Here is a 24,062-nt window from a genome sequence, read left to right as displayed (position 1 = left end):
TTATGGCACAAAATACCGTAAGATATTCAGACAAAGATTTAGCTGAATTTAAAGAATTAATACAAGAGAAAATAAGAAAAGCGCAGCACGATTTAGAGCTTATTAAAAGTGCTTATATGAACGACCACAACAATGGTACAGATGATACATCTCCTACTTTTAAAGCTTTTGATGAAGGAAGTGAAGTAATGAGTAAAGAATCTAATTCTGCTTTGGCCATTCGTCAGGAAAAATTTATTCGCGATTTAAAAAATGCACTAATTAGAATTGAAAATAAAACCTACGGTGTTTGTCGCGTAACTGGAAAACTTATTAATAAAAAACGGTTAGAGCTTGTGCCACATGCTACTTTAAGTATTGAGGCTAAAAACATGCAGTAAACCTTGTTTAAATTATATTTGAACGTCTCAAAATCTTGAGACGTTTTTTATTTCAATTTTTTTGTCACCTTGATAGCAGTCGTAAGGTTTAAACTAATTTAATGTCACTAAAAAAATCAATCATACTAATCATCATCATTTTACTTATCGACCAAATAAGTAAAATTTATATAAAAACACATTTTGCACTCAATGAAAGTGTTGAAGTTTTTAGTTGGTTTAAAATTTATTTTATAGAAAATGATGGAATGGCTTGGGGAACAAAAATTAGCGATTTCGTTTCATTTATTTCAGACAGAACAGCAAAAGTAGCACTTACAATATTTAGAATAGTAGCTATTATTGGTATAGGGTACTGGCTTTATGATGTTACAAAGAAACAAAGTTCTAAAATATTAATTATAGCTATAACCCTAATATTTTCAGGAGCATTAGGTAATATTATTGACTCTGTTTTTTATGGTGTTTTATTTGACCATAGTTTTAATCAAGTCGCCACTTTTTTACCAGCAACGTCTGGTTACGATTCTCTTTTACATGGGCGAGTTGTAGACATGCTATACTTTCCATTATTTGAAATAGACTTACCTCAATGGCTTCCTTTTTATGGTGGTAAACGTTTTAATTTTTTTGAACCTGTTTTTAATGTTGCAGATATGGCAATAAGTACTGGTTTTATTATGCTTATTGTGTTTAATAAGAAAGCATTTGCAAAAAAATAAAAATAAAATACCAGCATGTAAGTATAATATCTATTAATGATATTTACTAATTTAGATTTTCATGTAATATTCATATAATTTTTCTTTTGATGAAAATTAATTTACTAGTCCTTTTTTCGCTATTTGCAATAAACTTTGGGTTTTCTCAAAACACTTTTGATATTGTTTTTCCGGAATATGACAGAAACCTAAAATGCAAGCAATGTTTTCAAATATTTAGTCAGAAACCTAAAGAAGTTCGGTTTTCAATAAAAAGAGAAAAAACGAATCTATATTTTGAAATAAATGATAAAAAATGGTTTAATCTTTTATTTAAAAATGCAGGTGACGGTATTGCCATTGATGTTGTTGTAAAAGACAGGTATGACTGTGAATACGAATCCGTAAAGGATGCACAAATAAGAGGACTATTGCTAAAGCCATCGTATTCAAAAAAATTAAAAAGCGGGTTAAAACCAAGCGGAGAAAATAATTTTAGAGTACATGTTGGTCGAGTTCCTGACGCTTTTATTAATGACGAATTAGAGTTTAATATCTTGTTTTTAAGCAATAAAAACCTGTGTAACTATTATTGGATATACGATTTAGAGTCTTACCCTTGGGAACTATTAGACATGGGTATGTACTTAGACTCTTTAACCTATAATTCAAAACAAATAAAACCTGTAGGAGAAGAGGGTTATTTATTAAGGCATAAAACCTTAAAATTTAAAATACCTTTTGAAAAGAATAAAGCAGAATACTCTCAAGAGGACATAAGACCTATTTACGATTCTCTAAGACTAACAGATTTTAATATTAAAACCATAAATATTAAAGCCTATTCGTCTATAGAAGGAAGTTTAGAGCGTAATGTAGAGTTACAAGAACAGAGAGCAAATAGTATAGTAAAAGCACTGCAATCTTTTCAAAAACCAACTATAAAAACAAAAATTTCTTCATCAGAAAATTGGGTTGAGTTTTTAAATGATATTGAGGGCACAAAATATGAAGCGCTTATTACACTTAATAAAAATCAAGTAAAATCTAAATTGGTTGGTACGCTATCAAAAGAGTTGGAGCCAGTTTTAAAAAACCACAGAAAAGCAATTTTAGAATTAGAATTAGAGAAGAAAGATAAATATAAAAACATGCAGGCTGATGAATTAGTATCTAAGTTTAATAAGGCTATTCTGTCTGAAAACTTAGATGAGGCAAATGAGCTTCAGAATTCTATTTTCGAAAAAATGAAAGAAAAAGAAATATCTCCAGAATTTTTAAGAAAAATGGATATTCCTAAACAGTCAAAGTTTGCTAAAATTTTCAATAAAAATTCTGCATATAGATACATGCAAAATGTTAGAGAAGCTGTTATTGTGTATAATGAATTGTTAGAGTTGGAAAAATTAGCTCCTAAAGAACCTAGAATAAAGTATAATATTGCTGCTATTAAAATAAAACTATGGCACTACAAATGGCAAGACATTGATGAAACTAAATTGAAAAATCAAATAAATGCCTTGAAGAACTATGGCATAGATAAATCACTTATTTCAAGAATGTTAGTAAATTTTCATATAATAAAGGCTGAAAATTTAATGAGAAAAAGAGATTATCAAAACAAAGATATTGCTGTTAAATATGTTAATTCAAATTATAAAAATTTCCCATTATCAGATTACGATTATTTAAGTTTGGCTCAGTTTTTTAGTTATTATGCAAACACAGATTTGTCTGTAAAACTTCTTGAGGATAAAGCTAAAAGTATTGATATTGATGAAAATTTACTGTTCTATTATTTAAATCTAACTTTGGTGGATAGAGACTTAACAAGCGATAGCAATTATAGGACTATAATGTTAAATGCCATTAATATGAATAAAGAACGGTTTTGTAAATTATTTAATTCAGTTGAAAACGGAGGTGTTACTTTTCAATTACTAGAAAATGATTATTTAAGACAAACGTATTGCGAGGAGTGTAAAAATTAAAAGGCATAAGAATTGTTGGGCGTCACACAATAATCCAACCCAATATCCCCATCAAAAACATCACTAATCTCATCTTCAGCCTCAAAAAAAGACAATCCAATTTTTATGGTTCCTGGTTTACAATTTGTTAAAAAACGGTCATAAAACCCTTTGCCATAACCTACACGATTCCCTTTTTTATCAAATCCTAAAAGCGGTATAAAAACGACTTCAATTTTGTTGTTAGTAATTTCTATGCCATCAACAGGTTCTGGGATGTTATAACTATTCTTTTTAATAACTGTATTATCAGTTAACAAAAAATGCATCATCTCTCCTGTTTTAAAATCACTTTTTGATATGAGAATATTTTTATCTTTTCCTGATAAAATATTTAAAATATAATCGGTATTAACTTCTTTTTGTTCTTCAATAGCTAGAAAAATATGATAAAAAGAATACGTCCAAATGGGTAATTTTAAAAGTTGATTTGAAATGGTTAAACTTAAATTATCAATCTGATTTTCAGACAGATTTTCACGAAGTGCCTTGTATTTTTTCCGTAATTCTGCTTTATTCATCAGGTTTTAAGTTGTGTTGAAATATGAAATAAAGCATCTCCTTGATATACAATTGGAGACTCATTTACATTAATAATATAACCCGTATTTGAAGCTCTTACAAAATAATTAAACTTACCATAAGGGTCTGTAATATTGCCCATTATATCATCTTCTTCAACATAAGATCCAATAGTAATAGAAGCTTTAAACATGCCTGAATATCTGGCCCGAAGCCATTTGCTATTATCAATAAAAACACAATCTTTTTTAGGTTTAGAAGCCTTAAAAACCGTTTTTAACATACCTAAATGTTTTAAAATACGTTTAGAACCATTTACTCCAGAATTGGTTACAATATCATCAATATGAAATGATTTGCCACCTTCAAAAAGCAACAGAGGTTTCCCTAGTTTATAGCAAGTGGTTCTAAACGATTTAGATAAGTTTTTAGAGTACAACACAAAAGGAGCTCCAAATAATTTGGCTAAGTCGTTTAGTTCTTTATTTTCTTTTGAATATCTTAATTGTGGAGCATTAAATCGGCCTGAACCACCAGTGTGAAAATCGATTATTAAATCAACATGCGGAATAATATCATGAATTAATTTATAAGCAACACGTCCTGCTAAAGAGCCAGATTTGCTGCCAGGAAAAACACGGTTTAAATCGCGGCCATCAGGAAATTCACGCTTCAAATTGATGAATCCAAAAACATTAATAACGGGCATACAAATAATAGTACCACATTTAGGTTTATTAATACCTTTGGCTATAAGCTGTCTTACTATTTCTACGCCATTAACTTCATCACCATGTATGCCAGCAGTAAAAAAAACTGTTGGTCCGGGTTTTTTAGAACGCTCGATAATAACAGGTATATTTACTGGCGATGAGGTATGCAAATTAGCCACATCAAAATTAACTTCTTTACTTTCTCCGGGGTTTATAGATTCCCCCAGAATGGTTAAAACACCATCATTCACTTGAGTCATTTATCGTTTATTTTTTTCAATGAAAGAAATAATTGCTTTAGCAATATTGCGCCCTGTGGCTGTTTCAATACCTTCTAAACCAGGGGTGGAATTGACTTCTAATAGTAATGGTCCTCTAGAAGATTGCAACATATCAACTCCGCAAACAGGTAATTTTAATGCTCGAGAAGCATTCATGGCTAGTTTCAATTCATCATGATCTAATTTTATAATTTTAGCTGCTCCACCTCGATGCAAATTAGAACGGAACTCACCATCTTTCCCTTGGCGTTTCATGGCGCCAACCACATGCCCATCAACAACTAAAGCACGCAAATCTGCTCCGCCTGCTTCCTTTATAAATTCTTGAACAATTACTCTGGCTTGTAAACCATTAAAGGCTTCTAAAACAGATTCGGCTGCATTTTTAGTTTCAGCTAAAACCACTCCTAAACCTTGGGTGCCTTCTAATAGTTTTATGATTACTGGAGTTCCTCCAACATGCTCAATAACTTCTTCAACATCACGAGAATAGTTTGTAAAAACGGTTTTTGGCATGCCAATACCTGCTTTACTTAAGCGCTGTAAACTTCGTAATTTATCTCTTGAACGTTGTATGGCATCTGATGTTACAATGGTAAAAACACCCATCATTTCAAACTGTCTTACTACTGCACAACCGTAAAAAGTTACTGAAGCACCAATTCTAGGAATAATGGCATCTACATAATCTAAATATCGATCTTTGTAATATATAGTTGGTTTTTCTTTTTCAATTATAATATCGCATTTAAGCGGATCTATTACTTCAACTTTATGGCCTCTTTTTTCACCTTCTTCTACCAAACGCTCAGTAGAATAAAGATTAGGATTTCTAGACAGTACAACTATGTTCATTAAAAGTGGGTTATCTATTAATGCAATATACTAAAAAAGGGAAGTGATTTTTTACATTATCTAGAATTTAATATACCTTTACATTAATGGATACCCCTGATTTAGAGATACAGTTAAAAACCCTACCAAACCAACCGGGAGTTTATCAATACTACGATAAAGAAGGCACAATAATATACGTTGGGAAAGCCAAAAATTTAAAGAAACGAGTAAGTTCATATTTTACAAAAACGCATGATAATGGTAAAACCAGAGTGCTTGTAAAAAAAATAACCAACATAAAGCACATTGTTGTTGAAACTGAAACAGATGCTTTATTACTTGAGAACAACCTTATAAAAAAGCATAAACCACGCTATAATGTGTTGTTGAAAGACGATAAGTCTTACCCATGGATTTGTATAAAAAAAGAACGCTTTCCTAGAGTATTTTCAACCCGTAGAGTTTTCAAAGGTAGTGGCGAGTATTTTGGCCCATATACCAGTGTAAAAACAGTTTATACGCTACTAGATTTAATAAAAGGCTTGTATAGTTTACGCACTTGTAACTATAATTTATCTGAAGAAAAAGTAGAAGCAGGAAAATATAAAGTTTGTTTAGAATATCATTTAGGAAATTGTAAAGGGGCTTGTGAAAACTTGGAAACGGAAGAGGCATACAATAAAAACATAAAGGCCATTAAAGAAATTTTAAAAGGGAATTTTAAAGATTCGCTGTCGCAGTTTAAAAATCAAATGAAACAGTTTGCAGAAAATATGCAGTTTGAGGAGGCACAAAAAATAAAAGAAAAAGTAGAAATTTTAGAAAATTATCAAGCTAAATCTACTATTGTAAATCCTAAAATAAGCAATGTTGATGTCTTCTCGATAATGAGTGATGAAAGTTATGGTTATGTTAATTTTTTACAATTGTCGTACGGTTCTATTATTCGTTCGCATACCTTAGAGATAAAAAAGAAATTAGACGAAACTGACTTAGAATTATTAGAACTAGCGATTACAGAAATTAGACAACGATTCAATTCCAGATCTAAAGAAATTTATGTCCCCTTTAAAGTTGATTTAGGAGAGGATATAAAAGTAACTATACCCAAATTAGGCGATAAGAAACATATTTTGGATTTATCGCTCCGTAATGCTAAGTACTTTAGAATGGAGCGTTTTAAACAAATGAAAATAGTAGATCCAGATAGACATGCTAATAGAATTATGGCACAGATGAAAGCTGATTTAAGGCTTTCTGAAGAGCCAAGACATATTGAGTGTTTTGATAATTCAAACATTCAAGGAACGCATCCTGTTGCTGCATGTGTTGTGTTTAAAAATGGAAAACCTAGCAAAAAAGATTATCGTCATTTTAATATAAAAACAGTTGAAGGACCAGACGATTTTGCATCTATGGAAGAAGTGGTATATCGTAGATATAAAAGATTGCTTGATGAGGCGCAACCTTTACCACATTTAATCATCATTGATGGAGGGAAGGGACAATTATCATCGGCATTAAAAAGTTTAGATGCGTTGGATTTGAGAGGTAAAATAGCCATTATCGGTATTGCAAAACGTTTGGAAGAATTGTTTTATCCAAACGACCCAATACCGCTATACTTAGATAAAAAAAGCGAAACTCTAAAAATTATTCAACAGTTAAGAAACGAAGCGCACCGTTTTGGTATTGAGCATCATAGAAATAAACGAAGTAAAACAGCATTAAATACAGAATTAGAAACGATTTCTGGTGTTGGTGAAAAAACAGTAGTTGAATTGCTAAGGCATTTTAAATCTGCAAAACGAGTGGCCAACGCAAAGATAGATGAGTTGGAAGCTGTGGTTGGTGTGTCTAGAGCTGAAAAGGTTTATAATTATTATCATGAAAAATAGATTTGAAAATTAAAATTATCATATTAACCCTATTTGTACTGGTTTCATTTTCCGCAAAAGCGCAAAATGAAACAGGAGAAAACAGACCAAAAGTAGGTTTGGTGTTAAGTGGTGGCGGGGCAAAAGGCTTAGCACATATAGGTGTTTTAAAAGTTATTGATAGTTTGGGTGTAAAAATAGATTATGTTGCAGGAACCAGCATGGGGTCTATAATTGGAGCGTTATATGCGTCGGGGTATTCTGGTAGTCAACTCGATTCTATTTTTCAGAAAATTGATTTTGATAAAATTATTAATGACGATTTGCCAAGAGAATCAAAAGCGTTTTATGAGCGTGATAACTCTGAGAAATATGCTGTAACATTACCATTCGATAATTTAAAAATTAAATTGCCTTCAGCACTTTCAAGAGGTCAAAATACCTTCAGTTTATTGTCAAGGTTAACATTACATGTTAGCGATGTTAAACAATTTGATCAGTTACCAATTCCGTTTTTTTGCATTGCTACAAATATAGAAACTGGAAAGCAAGTCATTTTAGAAAAAGGGAATTTAACGCAATCTATTATGGCAAGTGGTGCGCTTCCAACACTTTTTCAGCCTGTAGTTATAAATGGCGATGTGTTAATAGATGGGGGTGTTGTAAATAATTATCCTATAGATGAGTTACGCGCCAAAGGCATGGATATAATTATAGGTGTTGATGTTCAAGACGATTTACTAATTAGGGATGAACTTACATCTGCGCCCGATGTTTTAATTCAGATAAATAACTTCAGAACTATTAAAGCGATGGAGACTAAAACTGATAAAACAGATATTTATATTAAGCCAAATATTAAAGATTTTAGTGTTGTCTCTTTTGATGACGGCACAAAAATTATTGATAATGGTAAACAGGCAGCACTTTTAAAAACAAATAAACTAAACGGTTTACCAAAAAGTAACACAAATATTAAAAAACAAATTAAAAAGGTTAGTTTTCAAGATAGTCTTACAATAAACTCATTTACTTTTAAGGGAAAGAATAATTATTCGAGAGCTTATTTGTTAGGAAAATTAAAGTTAAAACCTAATAAGAAAATACTTTATAAAGATTTTGAAAAAGGTGTAAATAATTTAGTGGCTACAAATAATTTCGACTCATTTCAATATGAATTAAATAAAAATAACAATGCAGGAGGTTACGATTTAGTAGCCGATATAAGAGAATCTAAAACCACTACTTTTTTAAAATTAGGTGTTCATTATGACGATTTATACAAAAGTGCAGCACTAATTAACCTCACCAAAAAGCGTTTGCTGTTTAATAACGATATGGCTTCGTTAGATTTTGTTTTAGGAGACCATGTTCGTTATAATTTTGAATATTTAATAGATAAAGGATTTTACTGGAGTGTAGGTTTGCGATCTAGATTCAATACATTTAATAGGAACATTAATGCACAATTATTACTTGATGAAAGTGAAATAAGTGCAACGGGAGTTAATAAAATAGATGCTGAGTTACAAGATCAAACCAATCAGTTTTATTTACAAACACTCTTTAGAAAAGATTTTTCATTAAGTATTGGAGCAGAACATAAAAGACTTGAAGTAAAATCTGAAACAATATCATCTGCAAATCCTGATGATGATTTTGTTTTTGAAAATACTGATTATTTGAGTGTTTTCGGTACATTAAAATTAGACACTTACGACAATAAATATTTTCCAAAAAAAGGTATTTTTTTTAATGGTGACATACATATTTATTTTTACGGGTCTAGGTTCAATGAGACTTTTGAAGATTTTTCAATAGCACAAGCTAACATGGGTTACGCATTTAGTGTAACAAATAAATTAGGGTTTAATTTGCAAACTAGCGGCGGATTTAAACTAGGCGATAAATCTACTCAAACCCTTGATTTTGCTTTAGGCGGTTATGGTAATAATTTCATTAATAATTTTATACCATTTATAGGATACGATTTTATTTCACTCACAGGGAATAGTTATGTAAAAGCCAACGTAATTGCAGATTATGAGGTTTTAAAAAAACACCATTTAACGTTTGAAGCCAATTGGGCAAACATTGAAGATGATATTTTTGAAACAGGAGAATGGTTTACATTACCAGATTATAGAGGCTATGGTATAGGTTATGCAGTTGAAACATTTGTAGGCCCTATTCAAGTTAAATATAGTTTTTCACCAGAACAAAATAAAGGTATTTGGTTTTTCAATTTAGGGTTTTGGTTTTAATAAATTTTCAAGCAAAACACGTAATCTGTTTTATCAATATTTTTCCCGATATTTGTGAAAGTATGAAGCCTTTTTGGAAAGACTTATTAGCGCACCTTCACTACCTCATCAAGAGAAACCCTGAATGAGCATACTTTTTGTATCTTTATAAATACGAGTTATTTAGTTGTTTAAGTTAAGCTTAAAACACATTTAATATTCATTTTTAAATTTTAAAAGCATGCCTTTTTATCACAAATTAGGGAGTATTCCACATAAGCGACATATCCAATTTAGGAAACCAGACGGGAGTTTATATTACGAGCAACTATTTGGAACTATTGGTTTTGATGGTATGTCTACCAACAGTTACCATGAACAGCGCCCCACACAGGTTAAGGAAATAAAAAACCAATACAGTGTGGCACCAAAAATTGCGAAAGCTAATAATATAAAATCGTATCGTTTAAAAGGATTTCAAGTAAAACCCGAAAACGATTTTCTAAACAGTAGAAAAACAGTTTTAATAAATAGCGATTGTGCCATTATTTTAGCAGCTCCAAAACAATCTACCCAAGATTATTTTTATAAAAACACCGATGCAGACGAATTAATCTTCGTTCACAAAGGCACAGGAAAATTGAGAACCATGTTAGGAAATCTTGATTTTAAATATGGTGATTATCTATTGATTCCAAGAGGGATTATTTATAAAATAGATTTTGATACCGAAGACAACAGACTTTTTATAGTAGAATCTCGCAGACCCATTTACACGCCAAAACGGTATAGAAACTGGTTTGGGCAGTTATTAGAACACTCACCATTTTGTGAGCGTGATATCCGTAGACCGGAAGAATTGGAAACTTACAATGAGTCTGGTGATTTTTTAATTAAAGTAAAAAAACAAGATGATATCATAGAAATGGTTTACGCATCGCATCCGTTTGACGTTGTTGGATATGATGGCTACAATTATCCATACGCGTTTTCAATTCATGATTTTGAGCCTATTACGGGTCGTATTCATCAACCACCACCAGTACATCAAACTTTTGAAACCGATGCTTTTGTAGTATGTAGTTTTGTACCTCGATTGTATGATTATCATCCGCAATCCATCCCAGCACCTTACAATCACAGCAATATAGACAGTGATGAGGTGTTGTATTATGTTGATGGGGATTTTATGAGTAGAAACGATATCGAGGCTGGTCATATTTCTTTACACCCAGCAGGTATTCCGCACGGGCCACATCCTGGTGCTACCGAGCGAAGTATTGGAAAAACAAAAACCGAAGAGCTTGCTGTTATGGTAGATACTTTTAAGCCACTAATGATAACAGAAGAAGGGATGAAAATAGCCGATGATAGTTACCATAAATCTTGGTTGGAGTAATTTTTTATTAGAAGCTATTTCCTGCTTTCCACTATATCTTTTTTGAAGAAAAATTAAAAAAGGATGCCGTTTCAATCAGGGCTAGGGGTGTAGAGGTAAAAATTAAACTTTAAGAATTAACAATTAAACTCATACAACTAATAAATTTTAAGACAATGAGTAAAGACATAAAATCAGTAAACTACGGTTTAGAAAAAATATTTGAAGGGGCACAAGACTTCTTGCCACTTCTAGGAACAGACTATGTAGAATTCTACGTAGGTAATGCAAAACAATCTGCACATTTTTACAAAACAGCATTTGGGTTTCAATCGTATGCCTACAGAGGTTTGGAAACAGGAGCCAAAGATTCGGTAAGTTATGTGCTAACACAAGATAAAATTAAATTGGTATTAACAACACCATTAACTAGTAAATCGCCAATAAATGAACATATAGTTAAACATGGTGATGGTGTAAAAGTAATTGCACTTTGGGTTGATGATGCTAGAAAAGCATATCAAGAAACCACAAATAGAGGTGCTAAATCATACATGGAGCCAACTGTTGAAAAAGACGAGCATGGTGAAGTAATTAGAGCAGGTATTTACACCTACGGAGAAACTGTGCATATGTTTGTAGAGCGTAAAAATTATAAAGGTGCTTTTTTGCCAGGATTTGAATCTTGGGAATCTGATTACAACCCAGAGCCAACAGGATTAAAATTTATAGACCATATGGTTGGTAATGTAGGTTGGGGGCAAATGAATACATGGGTAAAATGGTATGAAGATGTTATGGGATTTGAAAACTTTTTATCTTTTGATGATAAACAAATCCATACAGAGTATTCAGCTTTAATGAGTAAAGTAATGAGTAATGGTAATGGTAGAATAAAATTCCCAATAAACGAACCAGCAAAAGGGAAAAAGCGTTCTCAGATAGAAGAATATCTAGATTTTTATGAAGGTTCTGGTGTGCAGCATATTGCAGTGGCTACTGATGATATAATTAATACAGTTAGCCAATTAAGAGCTAGAGGTGTTGAATTTTTATCAATTCCTCCAGAGGAATATTATAGAGCAGTTCCTGGAAGATTAGAAGAGCATAGTCATGAACTACGTGAAGATATTGAAGCCTTAAAAAAATTAGGTATTATGATTGATGCAGATGAGGAAGGCTACTTATTACAAATTTTTACTAAACCAGTTGAAGATAGACCAACGTTATTCTTTGAGATTATTCAGCGAATGGGAGCTAGAGGCTTTGGAGCAGGAAACTTTAAGGCGCTTTTTGAGTCTATTGAGCGTGAACAAGCAAAACGAGGAACACTTTAAGTTTTTTGTTAAAATTTATATCTAAACTCTGTTGCTTTAATTAGTGCAGAGTTTTGTGTTTTATATAATAATTAACACGATCAGCCTCTTTTATTAACATGAGGTATAAAGAATTTTTCTATTTTTGGAACAGTAATTGTAATTTCTTACACATAACAATAAATGTGAGCTAAAAAAGTTACATTATGATATGACCCAATAAAATGAAAAGAATACTACTTATATTAACCTTATTATTAACTCTGCAAACATCTTTTGCTCAGAAAGAATCTGCATTTGGAGATGGCGAATGGTTTAAATTTAAAATGAGTTATAGTAATTGGTTAAAAGCTGGAAATGCAACGCTTACAGTAAAAGATTCAAAATTAAATAACAAAGATGTTTACCATGTAGTAGGTAAAGGCTGGACTACTGGAATGATAAAGTGGTTTTTTAAAGTTAAAGATAGGTACGAAAGCTATTTTGACAAAAAAACTATTATGCCTTACAAATTTGTAAGAAACATAGATGAAGGAGGGCATACCAAGGATTTAGAAATAGAATTTGATCAAAAAAACAATAAAGCATACGTTAACGACAAAAAGCATAAAAAGAAATCTGTAATAGACACCAAGCCAAATATTCAAGATATGGTATCAACATTTTATTACCTGCGTAATAATTTAGATACCGATAGTCTTAAAATTGGTGATGAGGTTAAAATAGATATGTTTTTTGATGAAGAAAACTACGGTTTTAAATTACAGTATTTAGGGGAAGAAACTATTAAAACAGATTTTGGTAAAATAGAATCGTTAAAATTTAGACCTTATGTTATGGCTGGACGAGTTTTTAAGGAAGAAGAAAGTTTAACTCTATGGGTGTCTAAAGACAAAAATAAAGTACCTTTACGCATCAAAGCTGATTTGGCTGTAGGTTCACTGAGAGCAGACCTTGAAGCTTTTAAGGGTCTTAAACATCCTTTCAAAATTGTTGTTAATAATCATTAAAAAAATTGAACTCAAAAATAACCAACCAACTAAAGGATAAATACGACAATATTAACCAAGATGTGGAAATACACATGGAAGGTTTATTACACAGTAAGCCAATTAATTATTGGGATTATATTCAAACAGATGCTTTATTAAATCTTCAAATACAACGTACTGTTTTTCCAGATGAGAAAGTCTTTATAATGTATCATCAAATTTCGGAATTATTGTTTAAAATGATTCTTAGCGAAATTGAACAAGTTGCAGAAAATAATAGTTTAAATACAGAGGTTTTTACAGATAAGATAATGCGTGTTAGTCGTTATTTTGATGTGCTTACATCATCTTTTAGTATCATGAAAGATGGGATGGATATCGAGCAATATAATAAGTTTAGAACAACATTAACACCAGCAAGTGGTTTCCAAAGTGCACAATATAGAAAGATAGAATTTTCTTCAACAGAGTTAATTAATCTTATAGACAATAGATTTAGAGATACCATAGATAGAAGTTCATCTTACGAAAACGCTTTTGAGCATTTGTATTGGCAATCAGCAGGGAAAGACTATAAAACTGGCAAAAAAACATATACTTTGTCTGCTTTTGAGGCTCGATATAAAGACGAATTTATTAGATTTACCAAGTTTTATCAAAAAAACAATTTATGGTCAAAATTTAAATCCTTACCAAAGGATGACCAAAAGAATAAGGATTTAGTAAAAGCCATGCGCCATTACGATTATACTGTAAACATAAAATGGGTTATGGCGCATTATAATACAGCAAATCACTATTTAAATATTGGTGGTGAAACAGCTGAAGCAACAGGAGGAAGTGAATGGGTGAAGTACATGCATCCTAAATATCAAAAAAGAATATTTTTTCCAGATTTATGGACAAAACAAGAAATAGCAAATTGGGGAACAGATATTTAATAGTATTAATAGTTGCTATTATTTTTATGGGGTGTAAAGATGACCCCAAACCTGAAGTCATTGAAGAAGAAATTGCGGTACTTGAGGAACCTATTGAAACCTACGAGTTTGGTTTTAAATTAGAAGACTACATTGTAAAAAGAGATACTATAAGAAAGGGCGATACTTTTGGAGTTATTCTAGATCGCAATCACGTTGGTTATCCTAAAATTTTTAATATTGCAGAAAAAGCTAAAGATACTTTTGACATTAGAAGAAGCCTGCAAGTAGGTAAACCTTATACACTTTTGTGTGCTAAAGATTCGTTAGAAACTGCAAAGTGTTTTATTTATCAGCCAAATTTAGAAGAGTACGTTGTTATTAATTTTCAAGACTCTATACAAGCTTATAAAAGCCGAAAACCAATTAAGTATGTTGAAAAAACGGCTACAGGTGTTATAACAAATAATATATCTGAAACTTTAGATGAACAGGGTTTAAGTCCAAGATTAGCTTACAAAATGGCCGATGAAATTTATGCTTGGACCATAGACTTTAGGCGTCTTCAAAAGGGCGACCGTTTTAAGGTTATTTATACAGATAAATATATAGATGATACTATTTATACAGGAGTTCATAACATAAAAGCAGCTTACTTTGAGCATAATCATGAACCCTTTTATGCTTTTGAGTTTGAAACAGATTCTGTAAAAGGAATCATAGACTATTTTAACGAAGAAGCAAAAAACCTACGTAGAGCGTTTTTAAAAGCACCAGTAAAATTTAAGCGTATTTCTTCAAGATATAATTTAAAAAGACGCATAGCAGTTTACGGTTATAAAGTCCGACCTCATAGAGGTACCGATTTTGCGGCAAGTATTGGAACACCAATTATGGCCACAGCAAACGGTACAGTAACAAAATCTAGTTACACGGGAGGTAATGGTAATTATGTAAAAATTAGACATAATGCTACTTACGAAACACAATATCTGCATATGAAAAAGCGAAACGTAAAAGTTGGGCAGTTTGTAAAACAAGGAGACGTAATAGGTTGGGTAGGAATGACGGGTAATACAGGAGGTCCGCATGTGTGTTATCGTTTTTGGAAAAACGGTAAACAAGTAGATCCCTTCAAGCAAAAATTGCCAGAAGCAAAGCCAATTTCAGATTCTTTAAAAGTTAAATATTTAGATTTTATAAAGCCGATAAAGTACGAGCTAGATAATATCTTATTCAAACCAGTTATTCTTGATGAAGACTTGCCAGAACAAACTATAATTAAACAAGCAAACTCATAATATGTCGTTACCAAATATAAACCCAACAACCACCAAATCATGGAAATCTTTGGAAGAACACTTTAAAACGTTTAAAGATGTTCACATGAAAGATTTATTTGCCAAAGACTCAAATAGAGCAAATAAGTTTACCATTAAGTGGGAGGATTTTTATGTTGATTTTTCAAAAAATAGAATTACAGAAGAAACTTTTAAGTACTTATTACAATTAGCTGACGAGGTTAAATTAAAAGAAGCTATTAAAAGTCAGTTTTCTGGAGAAATAATAAATAAAACTGAAGGAAGAGCTGTATTACACGCTGCTTTAAGAGCTCCAGAAGATGCAAGTTTTAAAGTTGATGGGATAAATGTAATTCCGGAAGTATTTAAAGTAAAACAAAAAATAGAGTCGTTTACTAATGAGGTAGTAAATGGTTATAGAAAAGGATTTACAGGGCAAGCATTTACCGATATTGTAAATATAGGAATAGGTGGGTCAGACCTAGGACCAGCCATGGTTGTAGATTCTTTAAAATATTACAAAAATAGATTAACTACACATTTTGTTAGCAATGTAGATGGCGATCATGTAAATGGAATTATTAAAAATTTAAATCCTGAAACTACGCTTTTTGTTATTGTTTCAAAAACATTTACAACTCAAGAAACATTGTCAAATGCAAATACTATAAAAGAGTGGTTTTTAAAATCGGCTGAAGAAAAAGATATTGCAAAACATTTTGTTGCTGTATCTACTAATATTTCAAAGGTAAAAGCCTTTGGTGTAGATGAGAATAATGTTTTTCCGATGTGGGATTGGGTTGGAGGTCGTTTTTCTTTATGGAGTGCCGTTGGTTTAAGCATTAGTTTAGCTATTGGATATAAGAATTTTGATGCCCTTTTGAAGGGTGCTAATAAAATGGATGAACATTTTAAGAGTGAAGATTTCTCATCAAATATTCCTGCTGTTTTGGCGCTTATAAGTATTTGGTACAACAACTTTTTTAAGGCTGAAAGTGAAGCGGTGATTCCTTATTCACAGTATCTAAATCAGTTTGCAACGTATTTGCAACAAGGTATTATGGAAAGTAATGGGAAAAGTATAGATAGAAATGGAAACACTATTGATTATCAAACAGGAACCATTATTTGGGGAGAACCAGGGACAAATTCGCAACATGCTTTTTTTCAGTTAATACATCAAGGCACAAAATTAATCCCTGCTGATTTTATTGGCTTTACTACATCTTTATATGGTAATGAGGATCATCAAGATAAACTTATCTCAAATTTTTTAGCTCAGACAGAAGCGCTTTTAAACGGAAAAACTAAAGAGGAAGTTATTGCAGAAGGAACAGACGAGAAAATTATTCCGTTTAAAGTATTTGAAGGAAATAAACCAACAAATACAATTTTTATAAATAAACTTACACCTGAAAGTTTGGGTAAATTAATAGCTATGTACGAGCATAAAATATTTGTACAAGGCATTATTTGGAATATTTTTAGTTACGATCAGTTTGGAGTAGAGCTTGGTAAGCAATTAGCAACAAAAATTTTACAAGAATTTAAAAATAATTCAAATAATGAACATGACTCTTCAACTGTTAATTTATTGAATTATTACAAAAAGGCTGCTGAATAAATAACAGATTTTTATCAATTTCATAAAAAAGACATAAATATTAATTTATTTATGTCTTTTCAGTTTTTAAAGCATGTTAAATTTGTTAACATATTGTTAATATGTAACAATTAATTATGCGTATTTTTGCCTTGACTAATTTCAAATAATTAATTATGAAAAAAACAACTCAATTTTTATTCATGGCTTTAGTACTGTTATTTACTTCTGCTATGATGGCACAAAGTACGCTAACGGGTACTATCATGGAAGCGGGGACTAATATTCCACTACCAGGTGCAAACGTTATTGAAAAGGGAACTACAAACGGTGTTACTACCGATTTTGATGGTAACTTTTCAATCACTACACAAGCTTCAGCTGGTGAAATAGTGATAACCTACGTAGGTTATAATTCTAAAACCATAGCTTTTACAGGAAATGCTACTTTAGGTAAAATTGAAATGGAATCGAGCCAAGTAGGCCTTGAGGAAATTCAAATTATTGCATCTGTGGCGGTAGATAGAAAAACACCAGTTGCTGTGTCTACTGTAAAAGCCGCAGATATTGAATTAAAACTAGGATCTCAAGAATTTCCTGAAATTTTAAAATCAACACCAGGTATTTATGTTACTAAAGCAGGTGGTGGATTTGGTGATGGACAAGTTAGAATGAGAGGTTTTGGCTCTGTAAACGTTGCAGTAATGATTAATGGTATTCCTGTAAACGACATGGAAAATGGTCGTGTATTCTGGAGTAACTGGGCAGGCCTTGGTGATGTTACAAGTACAATGCAAACCCAAAGAGGTTTAGGAGCTGCTAAAATAGCAGTACCTTCAATTGGAGGTACCATAAATATTATTACCAAAACTACAGATGTTGAAGAAGGTGGTAATGTAATAACATCAGTAGGTAATGATGGATATACTAAATATGGTGTAACATACTCTACTGGTTTGATGGATAATGGTTTTGCTGCTACAGTATCTGCTGCAAGCACTACTGGAGAAGGTTATGTGGATGGAACACAATTTTCTGGTGTCTCTTATTTTGTTAATATTTCAAAAGAATTTAACGATGCTCATAAATTGGCATTTTCTGCTTTTGGCGCTAAACAACAACATGGTCAAAGACAAAACAGACAGCTAATAGAGACTTATAGAAATAGTGAAAGAGGTAGAAAGTTTAATGCAGATTGGGGTTACAGAAATGGACAAGTAACTTTTCAAGAAGATAACTTTTACCACAAACCACAAATATCATTAAATCACTATTGGAATTTGAATGATAATACTTCTATTAACTCTTCTGCATACGTTTCCTTCGGAACAGGTGGTGGAGGTGGTATTAGAGGTGTTAATAAATTCACTTTTAATGCTGATGGGAGTAGTGACTACAGAGATGGTTTATACGGGCCAATTAACTTTGATAAAATAGCTGATGAAAACGAAGAACTAGGTGCTTTAGGTTCAGAAACTATTTTAAGAGCATCTCGTAACGACCACAACTGGTACGGATTACTTTCAAATTTAAAAACCAATTTAAATGATGATATGGTTTTACAAGTTGGTTTAGATTATAGGTCTTATACAGGTATACATTTTCAAGAAGTTACTGATTTATTGGGAGGACAGTACTTCCTAGATAACAATGATGCTAATAATCCAAATAATGCGGCAAGAGTTGGTGATAAAATAAATTATGACAACGACGGTCATGTAGGATGGATTGGAGCTTTTGGTCAGTTGGAATATGATATTACTGAAAACTTCAATGCATTTGTTGCTGCAGCAGTATCAAATACATCTTATAGAAGAGTAGATAGATTTAACTACTTGAACTCAGATCCGCTACAAGAAACAGATACTTATAACTTCCTAGGGGGAAGTATTAAAGGTGGTGCTAACTACAGAATAGACGGAAATCATAATGTATTTGCTAACCTAGGTTACTTTGAAAGAGCCGCAGATTTTGATGCGGTTTTTCTAAACTTTAGCAATGATAATATTAATGCTGATGCACCAAACCAAAAGATTACAAGTTTTGAATTAGGATATGGTTACAGAAGTGAAAAATTAGCTGCAAATGTTAATTTATATAGAACTATGTGGAATGATAGAACAGAGATTGCTACATTCCAGCAACCTGACGGAACAAGAGCTTCTGCAAACATTTTAGGTGTTAACGCAATCCACCAAGGTATTGAGTTAGATTTTGTTTATAAAGCAACAGATAAACTAGATATTACTGGTATGGCTTCCATAGGAGATTGGAGATGGGATAGCAACGTTACAGATGTTCAGGTATTTGATGAGGAACAAAATCTTGTAGATACTGTAAATTTGTTTATTAAAGATGTGCATGTCTCTGATGCTGCTCAAACTACATTTGGTTTAGGAGCTAACTATAAATTTGCATTTGACACCAGACTCGTGGTTGATTATGTATACAATGCAGATATTTATGCAGATTTCGATCCAAGTGATAGAAATGAACCTGGACCTGATGCATGGAAAATGCCAGCATTCGGGTTATTCGATGTAGCAATGCAACACGGCTTTAAGTTTGGGCCATTTGATGCTACTTTAACAGCAAGAATGAACAATGTTTTCGATACACAATATATACCTGATGCGCAAGATGGAGCAGGATCTACAGCTGATACAGCTTTAGTTTGGTTTGGTTTCGGAAGAACATTTAACATTGGTGCTAAGCTTAATTTTTAAAAAACTTTGAAAATGAAAAAAATAATTTATTCAATTACATTAACTCTAGCGGTTGCATTTGTAGGATGTAATCCATTAGAAGACCTTAACGAAGAGATAGACGCAAATAAAGTGCCTATTTCTGGTGATATAGAATACGTTTTAACCGAAGATGATTATACAGATGATATTGAAGACGGTGGTTTAGGATTACGTTTTCCTAATTTTGGTTCAGAAGACCAAGCAAAAGAATTAATTCCAGGTTTACTTACTGATAAGTTTCCAGCATTAAAAGATAATTCTAGTGCTTTAGTTACGTATGATTTGTTTTTCCCTAAAAGAGACGAGAGAAGTTTAATTGTTTATGAAGTATCGGATCAAGATTATGATGACTTAGGTCACAGGTTTTCAAACTTTGATAGTCCTTCAGAAATATTTGAATTTTTAGAATTCAAATACCCAGATCCTGAAGATAGAGTTTTAGTGTCTTTAACTTATGATTATTTTGCAGTAGGTCAAACAGATACATTTAACAATGGGTATTTATTTGTTAATGGAGAGTGGGAAATGATGTTTGGTTTTTCAGATGATGAGTATAGATCTTTAGGATTTAGATTTGCTAATTTTTCTAGTGAAGATGAAGCCGTAGAAAAAATCCCTGCATTATTGAATGAAAAATTTAAACTCGAAAATAAATCAGAAGGAGATATAGTTGGTACAATGTATAAGCTATTTGTAACAGATGTTGACGATGTTGACGGAGATGGTCGTACAGATGACAGAACTACATATAGTTATGTTAAGTACTTTATTCTTAATGGAGGTGTTTGGACTGAGTATAACAATGTTATTAGTCAACAATTGCAGTTTGGTCATGATGGAACTACTTGGGTACCAGATAATACAATTAAATACACGCTAACAGGAGATGATATTGCTTTAATCTCTAGTGAATTTGCTTCTATTTATGAAGGTCCAGCTGATAATGTTGGTTTCTTTGGAAGTTTTGATAGAAGATCTAGTAGTGGTAATTACTGGACTGACGATATGCTGCTAGAAGCTTTTAATGTTCTTTTAGATACAAGGGACCCGAATGCTGTAGAAGGACAAAAATATATTTTAACTTTTGTAGTTTTCACTGGTTCCACTGGAAATGAAACGAAAGCCGTTATTAAAGAAGGCGGTGTTTGGGTATATCAATAAAAATTATTTAACAAATAAAAAAACCACCTTAATAAAGAGGTGGTTTTTTTTCCTCAAAATTCAATATCTTTATAGTTGTTATGAAAAAACTTATTATGCTATTTAGTGCTGTGATACTTTTTGGTTGCAGCTCTGGAGGAGATGATTCGCCGACAAAAGAAGAACCAAAAGATGACGGAGTGCCAGTTGCTGTTAATGACGATTTTAACACTTCAGAAGATACAGAACTTTTTATAACCACATTATTGAATAACGATACAGTTCTAGATAATGCCCGAATAGATAGTTTTGATTCAACTACAACACAAGGAGGAACCGTAGAAGATGAACGTACAAGATATGTGTATACGCCTAAAACAGGGTTTGTTGGTAATGATACATTTACATATACCCTTTGTGATAATGATAGTCCTGCAAATTGTTCAACGGCCACAGTAACAATTACGGTTACAGATGAAGGTAATCCAATTGCAAATCCCGATACGTACAGTGTTGTAGAAAGTTCAACAACAATATTTGATGAGCTTTTGGTAAATGACGATACCACAGATGATGCGGTTTTAATTTCTATTAATAATTCTGGAACTCAAGGAATCGTTTTACTGAATGATGACAAAACAGTATCCTATACACCATCAGGAGGTTTTACTGGGCAAGATTCTTTTACCTATACCATTTGTGATGATGATACTCCAGATAACTCATGCTCTACAGCAACGGTTACAATTACTGTTGTTGAAGCTTTAAGCTTTAATATTCCTTCAGAATTACAACCTTATTATAATGGACTAACTTTTACTGATGTCTCGGATATCATGTTTGATAATTTAGAAACACATACAGTAACAAACCATACCACAATATTATCGTATGGGCAAAGGCACCAATTTCTTTACAATGCTGATGAAGACTTAAGTCGTGATAATAACGTTATTTTAATGTATTCAGGAGAAAGCAGATATTGGGAAGAGTATACCTCTGGAAGTAACGCATATTCTCCTCAAACATTTAATACAGAGCATGTTTATCCGCAATCTAGATTAGCTGCAGCTGATGCTATAACAGACTTACATCATTTAAGATCTTGTGATGCAACTGTAAATAGTGATAGATTAAATTATCCTTTTACAGACTCTAGTGGGACTTATAAATTAATTGGTGAGACTTGGTTCCCAGGAGATGAATGGAAAGGTGATGTAGCAAGAATGATGATGTATCTAAATGTAAGATACGGTGAAACATTTACTAAAGTTGGAAGTATTGAATTATTTTTAAAATGGAATGCGGAGGATCCGGTTTCTGCTTTTGAAGAGCAACGTAATCAAGTAATTTATGCTGCTCAGGGTAATAGAAATTCTTTTATAGATAACCCTTATTTAGCAACTATTATTTGGGGAGGAGAACCAGCAGAAAATAAATGGCAATAGAATTTATAATTTAAAAAACCGCTTCAAACTGAAGCGGTTTTTTTATGATTTTAATTATTACATTTGTTAAAATAATTTTTTCAAGAAACTATTATGTACGAAACTATTCAAATATTACACTCATATTGGGCATATTTAGTGCTTTTAATATTAATACTAGCTACTGGAAATGCTTTGTTTAAATCGATTTCAGGAAAGGAATATAGTGCCAAAGATTTCAGAATATCGTTGTTTACTTTAATAGTATCGCATATACAATTACTAATAGGGTTGTTGTTGTATTTTGTGTCGCCTCGTTTAAAACTATTTAGCGAATTAGGAATGGGTGAAATTATGAAAGATTCGGTTAATAGACTTTACTTAGTTGAGCATCCACTCATTAATATTATAGCTGTGGCTTTAATAACTATAGGTTATTCTAAGCATAAAAAGAAATTAACCTCTAAACCAAAGCTTAAGTTAATTGCTATATTTTATACAATAGCTTTATTGTTATTCTTATCTAGAATTCCTTGGAGCGCTTGGTTAGCTTAAAAAAAACTAATCAACACCTTTTATAAGATATATGTAAACAGGGAAATGGTCGCTAAAACCATTGCTAAACCCTCCATTAGACCAACTTCTAAAGGGGTAACCTTTGTATTGTCCTGTTGAGGTTGTTAAATACTGTCTATTAAATATGCCTGCTTTGTAAAATCTAAATGACGAATAGTCTTTTTCTAAAAGTGGTTTTGTAATTAGTATTTGATCAAATAAACTCCAAGAATCTCTGTAGGCTGTTGTACCAATACCCTTTTTAAAGTAATTATCAAAAGGATTGTAAATACCTTTTAAGCCAATACGATTTTTGTTTCTTATAGTTTTTAAAATGTCTTTTACACTAGCATTGTTTGGGTTGTCGTTTAAATCACCTAAAATTAGAACTTTAGTATAAGGGTCTGTAGTTTGTAAAGAATCTACTAGGCGTTTAGTTAATTTTGCAGCTGCGATACGTTTTGGTCTGCTTCTTGTTTCGCCACCACTTCTTGAAGGCCAATGATTAACTATTATGTTGATTTCCTCATTATCCAAGTTTCCAGTAACTAACAATTGATCTCTTGTATAAACTCGTTTTAGCGAGGTGTCATCATAAATTTTTAATTCATGACTACTAGATGCTATGGGAGTGAACACTTGTTTTTGATATAACAACGCTACATCAATACCTCGAATATCTGGCGATTCATAATGAATTATACCGTAGTCTTTTTCAATTAACGCAGGGTCTTTAACCAAATCTTCTAAAACACCTCTATTTTCAACTTCAGAAACTCCTATAATCACAGGCGAATTGTTGGTAACATCTTTTCCTATTTCAGAAATAACCCGAGCCATATTTTTAATTTTCTTTTTATAAATATCATCTCGATTAGCCTTTATTTCCATCATAGGGCTAGCTTCATCAAACTTAGTAGGGTCGTTTATAGTATCGAATAAATTTTCAAGATTATAAAAAGCAACAGTATGTATTTTATAGGTTTTTTTCTCTTGTCCATTTAATGACAGACAAAAGCATAAAGCATAAAGGGAAAGAATTATATGTTTCATTAATAATAAACTAAAGTGTTTATTTAGTGCAAAATACAAGCCAAAA

The 24,062-nt window shown here is 31.9% G+C and carries 19 protein-coding genes; 15 read left to right on the top strand and 4 right to left on the bottom strand.

Annotation, left to right across the window (positions count from 1 at the left end; translation table 11 throughout):
* The first annotated feature begins 2 nt into the window (after positions 1 to 2).
* The 3 genes from ABD939_RS07275 (at position 3) to ABD939_RS07265 (ending at position 3,072) form a co-directional block, all read left to right on the top strand.
* Complete coding sequence (locus tag ABD939_RS07275; RefSeq protein ID WP_345166355.1) at positions 3 to 380, top strand: TraR/DksA family transcriptional regulator; 378 nt, start codon at positions 3 to 5, stop codon at positions 378 to 380.
* Between the two features lie 101 nt (positions 381 to 481).
* Entirely contained in the window at positions 482 to 1,102 is a 621-nt protein-coding gene (locus ABD939_RS07270) for a lipoprotein signal peptidase (protein ID WP_345166353.1), read from the top strand.
* An 89-nt stretch (positions 1,103 to 1,191) separates the two neighbouring features.
* On the top strand, positions 1,192 to 3,072 hold the full coding sequence (locus tag ABD939_RS07265; RefSeq protein WP_345166351.1) for a hypothetical protein: 1,881 nt from the start codon (positions 1,192 to 1,194) through the stop codon (positions 3,070 to 3,072).
* Here the strand turns inward: ABD939_RS07265 and ABD939_RS07260 are convergent.
* The 3 genes from ABD939_RS07260 to rimK are packed head-to-tail and all read right to left on the bottom strand — an operon-like array spanning position 3,069 to position 5,482.
* Positions 3,069 to 3,632: a 5-formyltetrahydrofolate cyclo-ligase gene (locus tag ABD939_RS07260; protein ID WP_345166349.1), complete on the bottom strand. Its 564-nt coding sequence runs from the start codon at positions 3,630 to 3,632 to the stop codon at positions 3,069 to 3,071. The genes ABD939_RS07265 and ABD939_RS07260 overlap by 4 nt on opposite strands.
* Positions 3,632 to 4,606 carry a succinylglutamate desuccinylase/aspartoacylase family protein gene (locus ABD939_RS07255; RefSeq protein ID WP_345166346.1) on the bottom strand — a complete coding sequence of 325 codons (975 nt, stop codon included), beginning with the start codon at positions 4,604 to 4,606 and terminating at the stop codon, positions 3,632 to 3,634. Before ABD939_RS07255 ends, ABD939_RS07260 begins: the two co-directional genes overlap by 1 nt.
* Positions 4,607 to 5,482, bottom strand: a complete 876-nt coding sequence (gene rimK, locus ABD939_RS07250; protein WP_345166344.1) for a 30S ribosomal protein S6--L-glutamate ligase — start codon at positions 5,480 to 5,482, stop codon at positions 4,607 to 4,609.
* A gap of 86 nt (positions 5,483 to 5,568) precedes the next feature.
* On the opposite strand from rimK, the gene uvrC reads away from it, so the two are divergent.
* The 12 genes from uvrC (at position 5,569) to ABD939_RS07190 (ending at position 22,963) form a co-directional block, all read left to right on the top strand.
* Positions 5,569 to 7,362, top strand: a complete 1,794-nt coding sequence (gene uvrC, locus ABD939_RS07245) for an excinuclease ABC subunit UvrC (protein WP_345166341.1) — start codon at positions 5,569 to 5,571, stop codon at positions 7,360 to 7,362.
* A gap of 2 nt (positions 7,363 to 7,364) precedes the next feature.
* Positions 7,365 to 9,605: a patatin-like phospholipase family protein gene (locus ABD939_RS07240; protein WP_345166338.1), complete on the top strand. Its 2,241-nt coding sequence runs from the start codon at positions 7,365 to 7,367 to the stop codon at positions 9,603 to 9,605.
* Between the two features lie 220 nt (positions 9,606 to 9,825).
* Positions 9,826 to 10,983 carry a homogentisate 1,2-dioxygenase gene (locus tag ABD939_RS07235; protein ID WP_345166336.1) on the top strand — a complete coding sequence of 386 codons (1,158 nt, stop codon included), beginning with the start codon at positions 9,826 to 9,828 and terminating at the stop codon, positions 10,981 to 10,983.
* Positions 10,984 to 11,138: 155 nt separating this feature from the next.
* Positions 11,139 to 12,299 (top strand): 4-hydroxyphenylpyruvate dioxygenase, encoded by a 1,161-nt coding sequence (gene hppD / locus ABD939_RS07230; protein ID WP_345166333.1) that lies wholly within the window; start codon positions 11,139 to 11,141, stop codon positions 12,297 to 12,299.
* A 203-nt stretch (positions 12,300 to 12,502) separates the two neighbouring features.
* Positions 12,503 to 13,288: a DUF3108 domain-containing protein gene (locus tag ABD939_RS07225; protein WP_345166331.1), complete on the top strand. Its 786-nt coding sequence runs from the start codon at positions 12,503 to 12,505 to the stop codon at positions 13,286 to 13,288.
* A 5-nt stretch (positions 13,289 to 13,293) separates the two neighbouring features.
* The gene (locus tag ABD939_RS07220) at positions 13,294 to 14,211 is read left to right on the top strand and encodes a tryptophan 2,3-dioxygenase family protein (protein WP_345166329.1); all 918 of its coding nucleotides are present in this window, start codon (positions 13,294 to 13,296) and stop codon (positions 14,209 to 14,211) included.
* A complete protein-coding gene (locus ABD939_RS07215) occupies positions 14,169 to 15,491 on the top strand; it encodes a M23 family metallopeptidase (RefSeq protein WP_425550280.1) in 1,323 nt (440 codons plus the stop codon). Before ABD939_RS07220 ends, ABD939_RS07215 begins: the two co-directional genes overlap by 43 nt.
* A gap of 1 nt (position 15,492) precedes the next feature.
* A complete protein-coding gene (gene pgi, locus ABD939_RS07210) occupies positions 15,493 to 17,115 on the top strand; it encodes a glucose-6-phosphate isomerase (protein WP_345166326.1) in 1,623 nt (540 codons plus the stop codon).
* Positions 17,116 to 17,270: 155 nt separating this feature from the next.
* A complete protein-coding gene (locus ABD939_RS07205) occupies positions 17,271 to 19,820 on the top strand; it encodes a TonB-dependent receptor (protein WP_345166323.1) in 2,550 nt (849 codons plus the stop codon).
* Positions 19,821 to 19,832: 12 nt separating this feature from the next.
* The gene (locus tag ABD939_RS07200) at positions 19,833 to 21,002 is read left to right on the top strand and encodes a hypothetical protein (RefSeq protein WP_345166320.1); all 1,170 of its coding nucleotides are present in this window, start codon (positions 19,833 to 19,835) and stop codon (positions 21,000 to 21,002) included.
* An 80-nt stretch (positions 21,003 to 21,082) separates the two neighbouring features.
* Complete coding sequence (locus tag ABD939_RS07195) at positions 21,083 to 22,429, top strand: endonuclease (RefSeq protein ID WP_345166319.1); 1,347 nt, start codon at positions 21,083 to 21,085, stop codon at positions 22,427 to 22,429.
* 93 nt (positions 22,430 to 22,522) lie between these two features.
* On the top strand, positions 22,523 to 22,963 hold the full coding sequence (locus tag ABD939_RS07190; RefSeq protein WP_345166317.1) for a hypothetical protein: 441 nt from the start codon (positions 22,523 to 22,525) through the stop codon (positions 22,961 to 22,963).
* 6 nt (positions 22,964 to 22,969) lie between these two features.
* Here the strand turns inward: ABD939_RS07190 and ABD939_RS07185 are convergent, their stop codons facing one another.
* Positions 22,970 to 24,016, bottom strand: coding sequence for an endonuclease/exonuclease/phosphatase family protein (locus ABD939_RS07185; protein ID WP_345166314.1), 1,047 nt, complete (start codon positions 24,014 to 24,016; stop codon positions 22,970 to 22,972).
* Positions 24,017 to 24,062: the final 46 nt, after the last annotated feature.

The organism is Algibacter aquimarinus, from assembly GCF_039543265.1.
In the GTDB taxonomy this organism is placed as follows: domain Bacteria; phylum Bacteroidota; class Bacteroidia; order Flavobacteriales; family Flavobacteriaceae; genus Algibacter_B; species Algibacter_B aquimarinus.
Note: the sequence above shows the minus strand (reverse complement) of the source record. Positions and strands in the feature narration are given on the sequence as shown.

What these genes read in the sequence shown, in the direction of transcription:
- ABD939_RS07275 (WP_345166355.1), top strand. Translation starts at nt 3, where the DNA reads ATGGCACAAAATACCGTAAGATATTCAGACAAAGATTTAGCTGAATTT.
- ABD939_RS07270 (WP_345166353.1), top strand. Translation starts at nt 482, where the DNA reads ATGTCACTAAAAAAATCAATCATACTAATCATCATCATTTTACTTATC.
- ABD939_RS07265 (WP_345166351.1), top strand. Translation starts at nt 1,192, where the DNA reads ATGAAAATTAATTTACTAGTCCTTTTTTCGCTATTTGCAATAAACTTT.
- ABD939_RS07260 (WP_345166349.1), bottom strand. Translation starts at nt 3,632, where the DNA reads ATGAATAAAGCAGAATTACGGAAAAAATACAAGGCACTTCGTGAAAAT.
- ABD939_RS07255 (WP_345166346.1), bottom strand. Translation starts at nt 4,606, where the DNA reads ATGACTCAAGTGAATGATGGTGTTTTAACCATTCTGGGGGAATCTATA.
- rimK (WP_345166344.1), bottom strand. Translation starts at nt 5,482, where the DNA reads ATGAACATAGTTGTACTGTCTAGAAATCCTAATCTTTATTCTACTGAG.
- uvrC (WP_345166341.1), top strand. Translation starts at nt 5,569, where the DNA reads ATGGATACCCCTGATTTAGAGATACAGTTAAAAACCCTACCAAACCAA.
- ABD939_RS07235 (WP_345166336.1), top strand. Translation starts at nt 9,826, where the DNA reads ATGCCTTTTTATCACAAATTAGGGAGTATTCCACATAAGCGACATATC.
- hppD (WP_345166333.1), top strand. Translation starts at nt 11,139, where the DNA reads ATGAGTAAAGACATAAAATCAGTAAACTACGGTTTAGAAAAAATATTT.
- ABD939_RS07225 (WP_345166331.1), top strand. Translation starts at nt 12,503, where the DNA reads ATGAAAAGAATACTACTTATATTAACCTTATTATTAACTCTGCAAACA.
- ABD939_RS07215 (WP_425550280.1), top strand. Translation starts at nt 14,169, where the DNA reads ATGGACAAAACAAGAAATAGCAAATTGGGGAACAGATATTTAATAGTA.
- pgi (WP_345166326.1), top strand. Translation starts at nt 15,493, where the DNA reads ATGTCGTTACCAAATATAAACCCAACAACCACCAAATCATGGAAATCT.
- ABD939_RS07205 (WP_345166323.1), top strand. Translation starts at nt 17,271, where the DNA reads ATGAAAAAAACAACTCAATTTTTATTCATGGCTTTAGTACTGTTATTT.
- ABD939_RS07200 (WP_345166320.1), top strand. Translation starts at nt 19,833, where the DNA reads ATGAAAAAAATAATTTATTCAATTACATTAACTCTAGCGGTTGCATTT.
- ABD939_RS07195 (WP_345166319.1), top strand. Translation starts at nt 21,083, where the DNA reads ATGAAAAAACTTATTATGCTATTTAGTGCTGTGATACTTTTTGGTTGC.
- ABD939_RS07190 (WP_345166317.1), top strand. Translation starts at nt 22,523, where the DNA reads ATGTACGAAACTATTCAAATATTACACTCATATTGGGCATATTTAGTG.
- ABD939_RS07185 (WP_345166314.1), bottom strand. Translation starts at nt 24,016, where the DNA reads ATGAAACATATAATTCTTTCCCTTTATGCTTTATGCTTTTGTCTGTCA.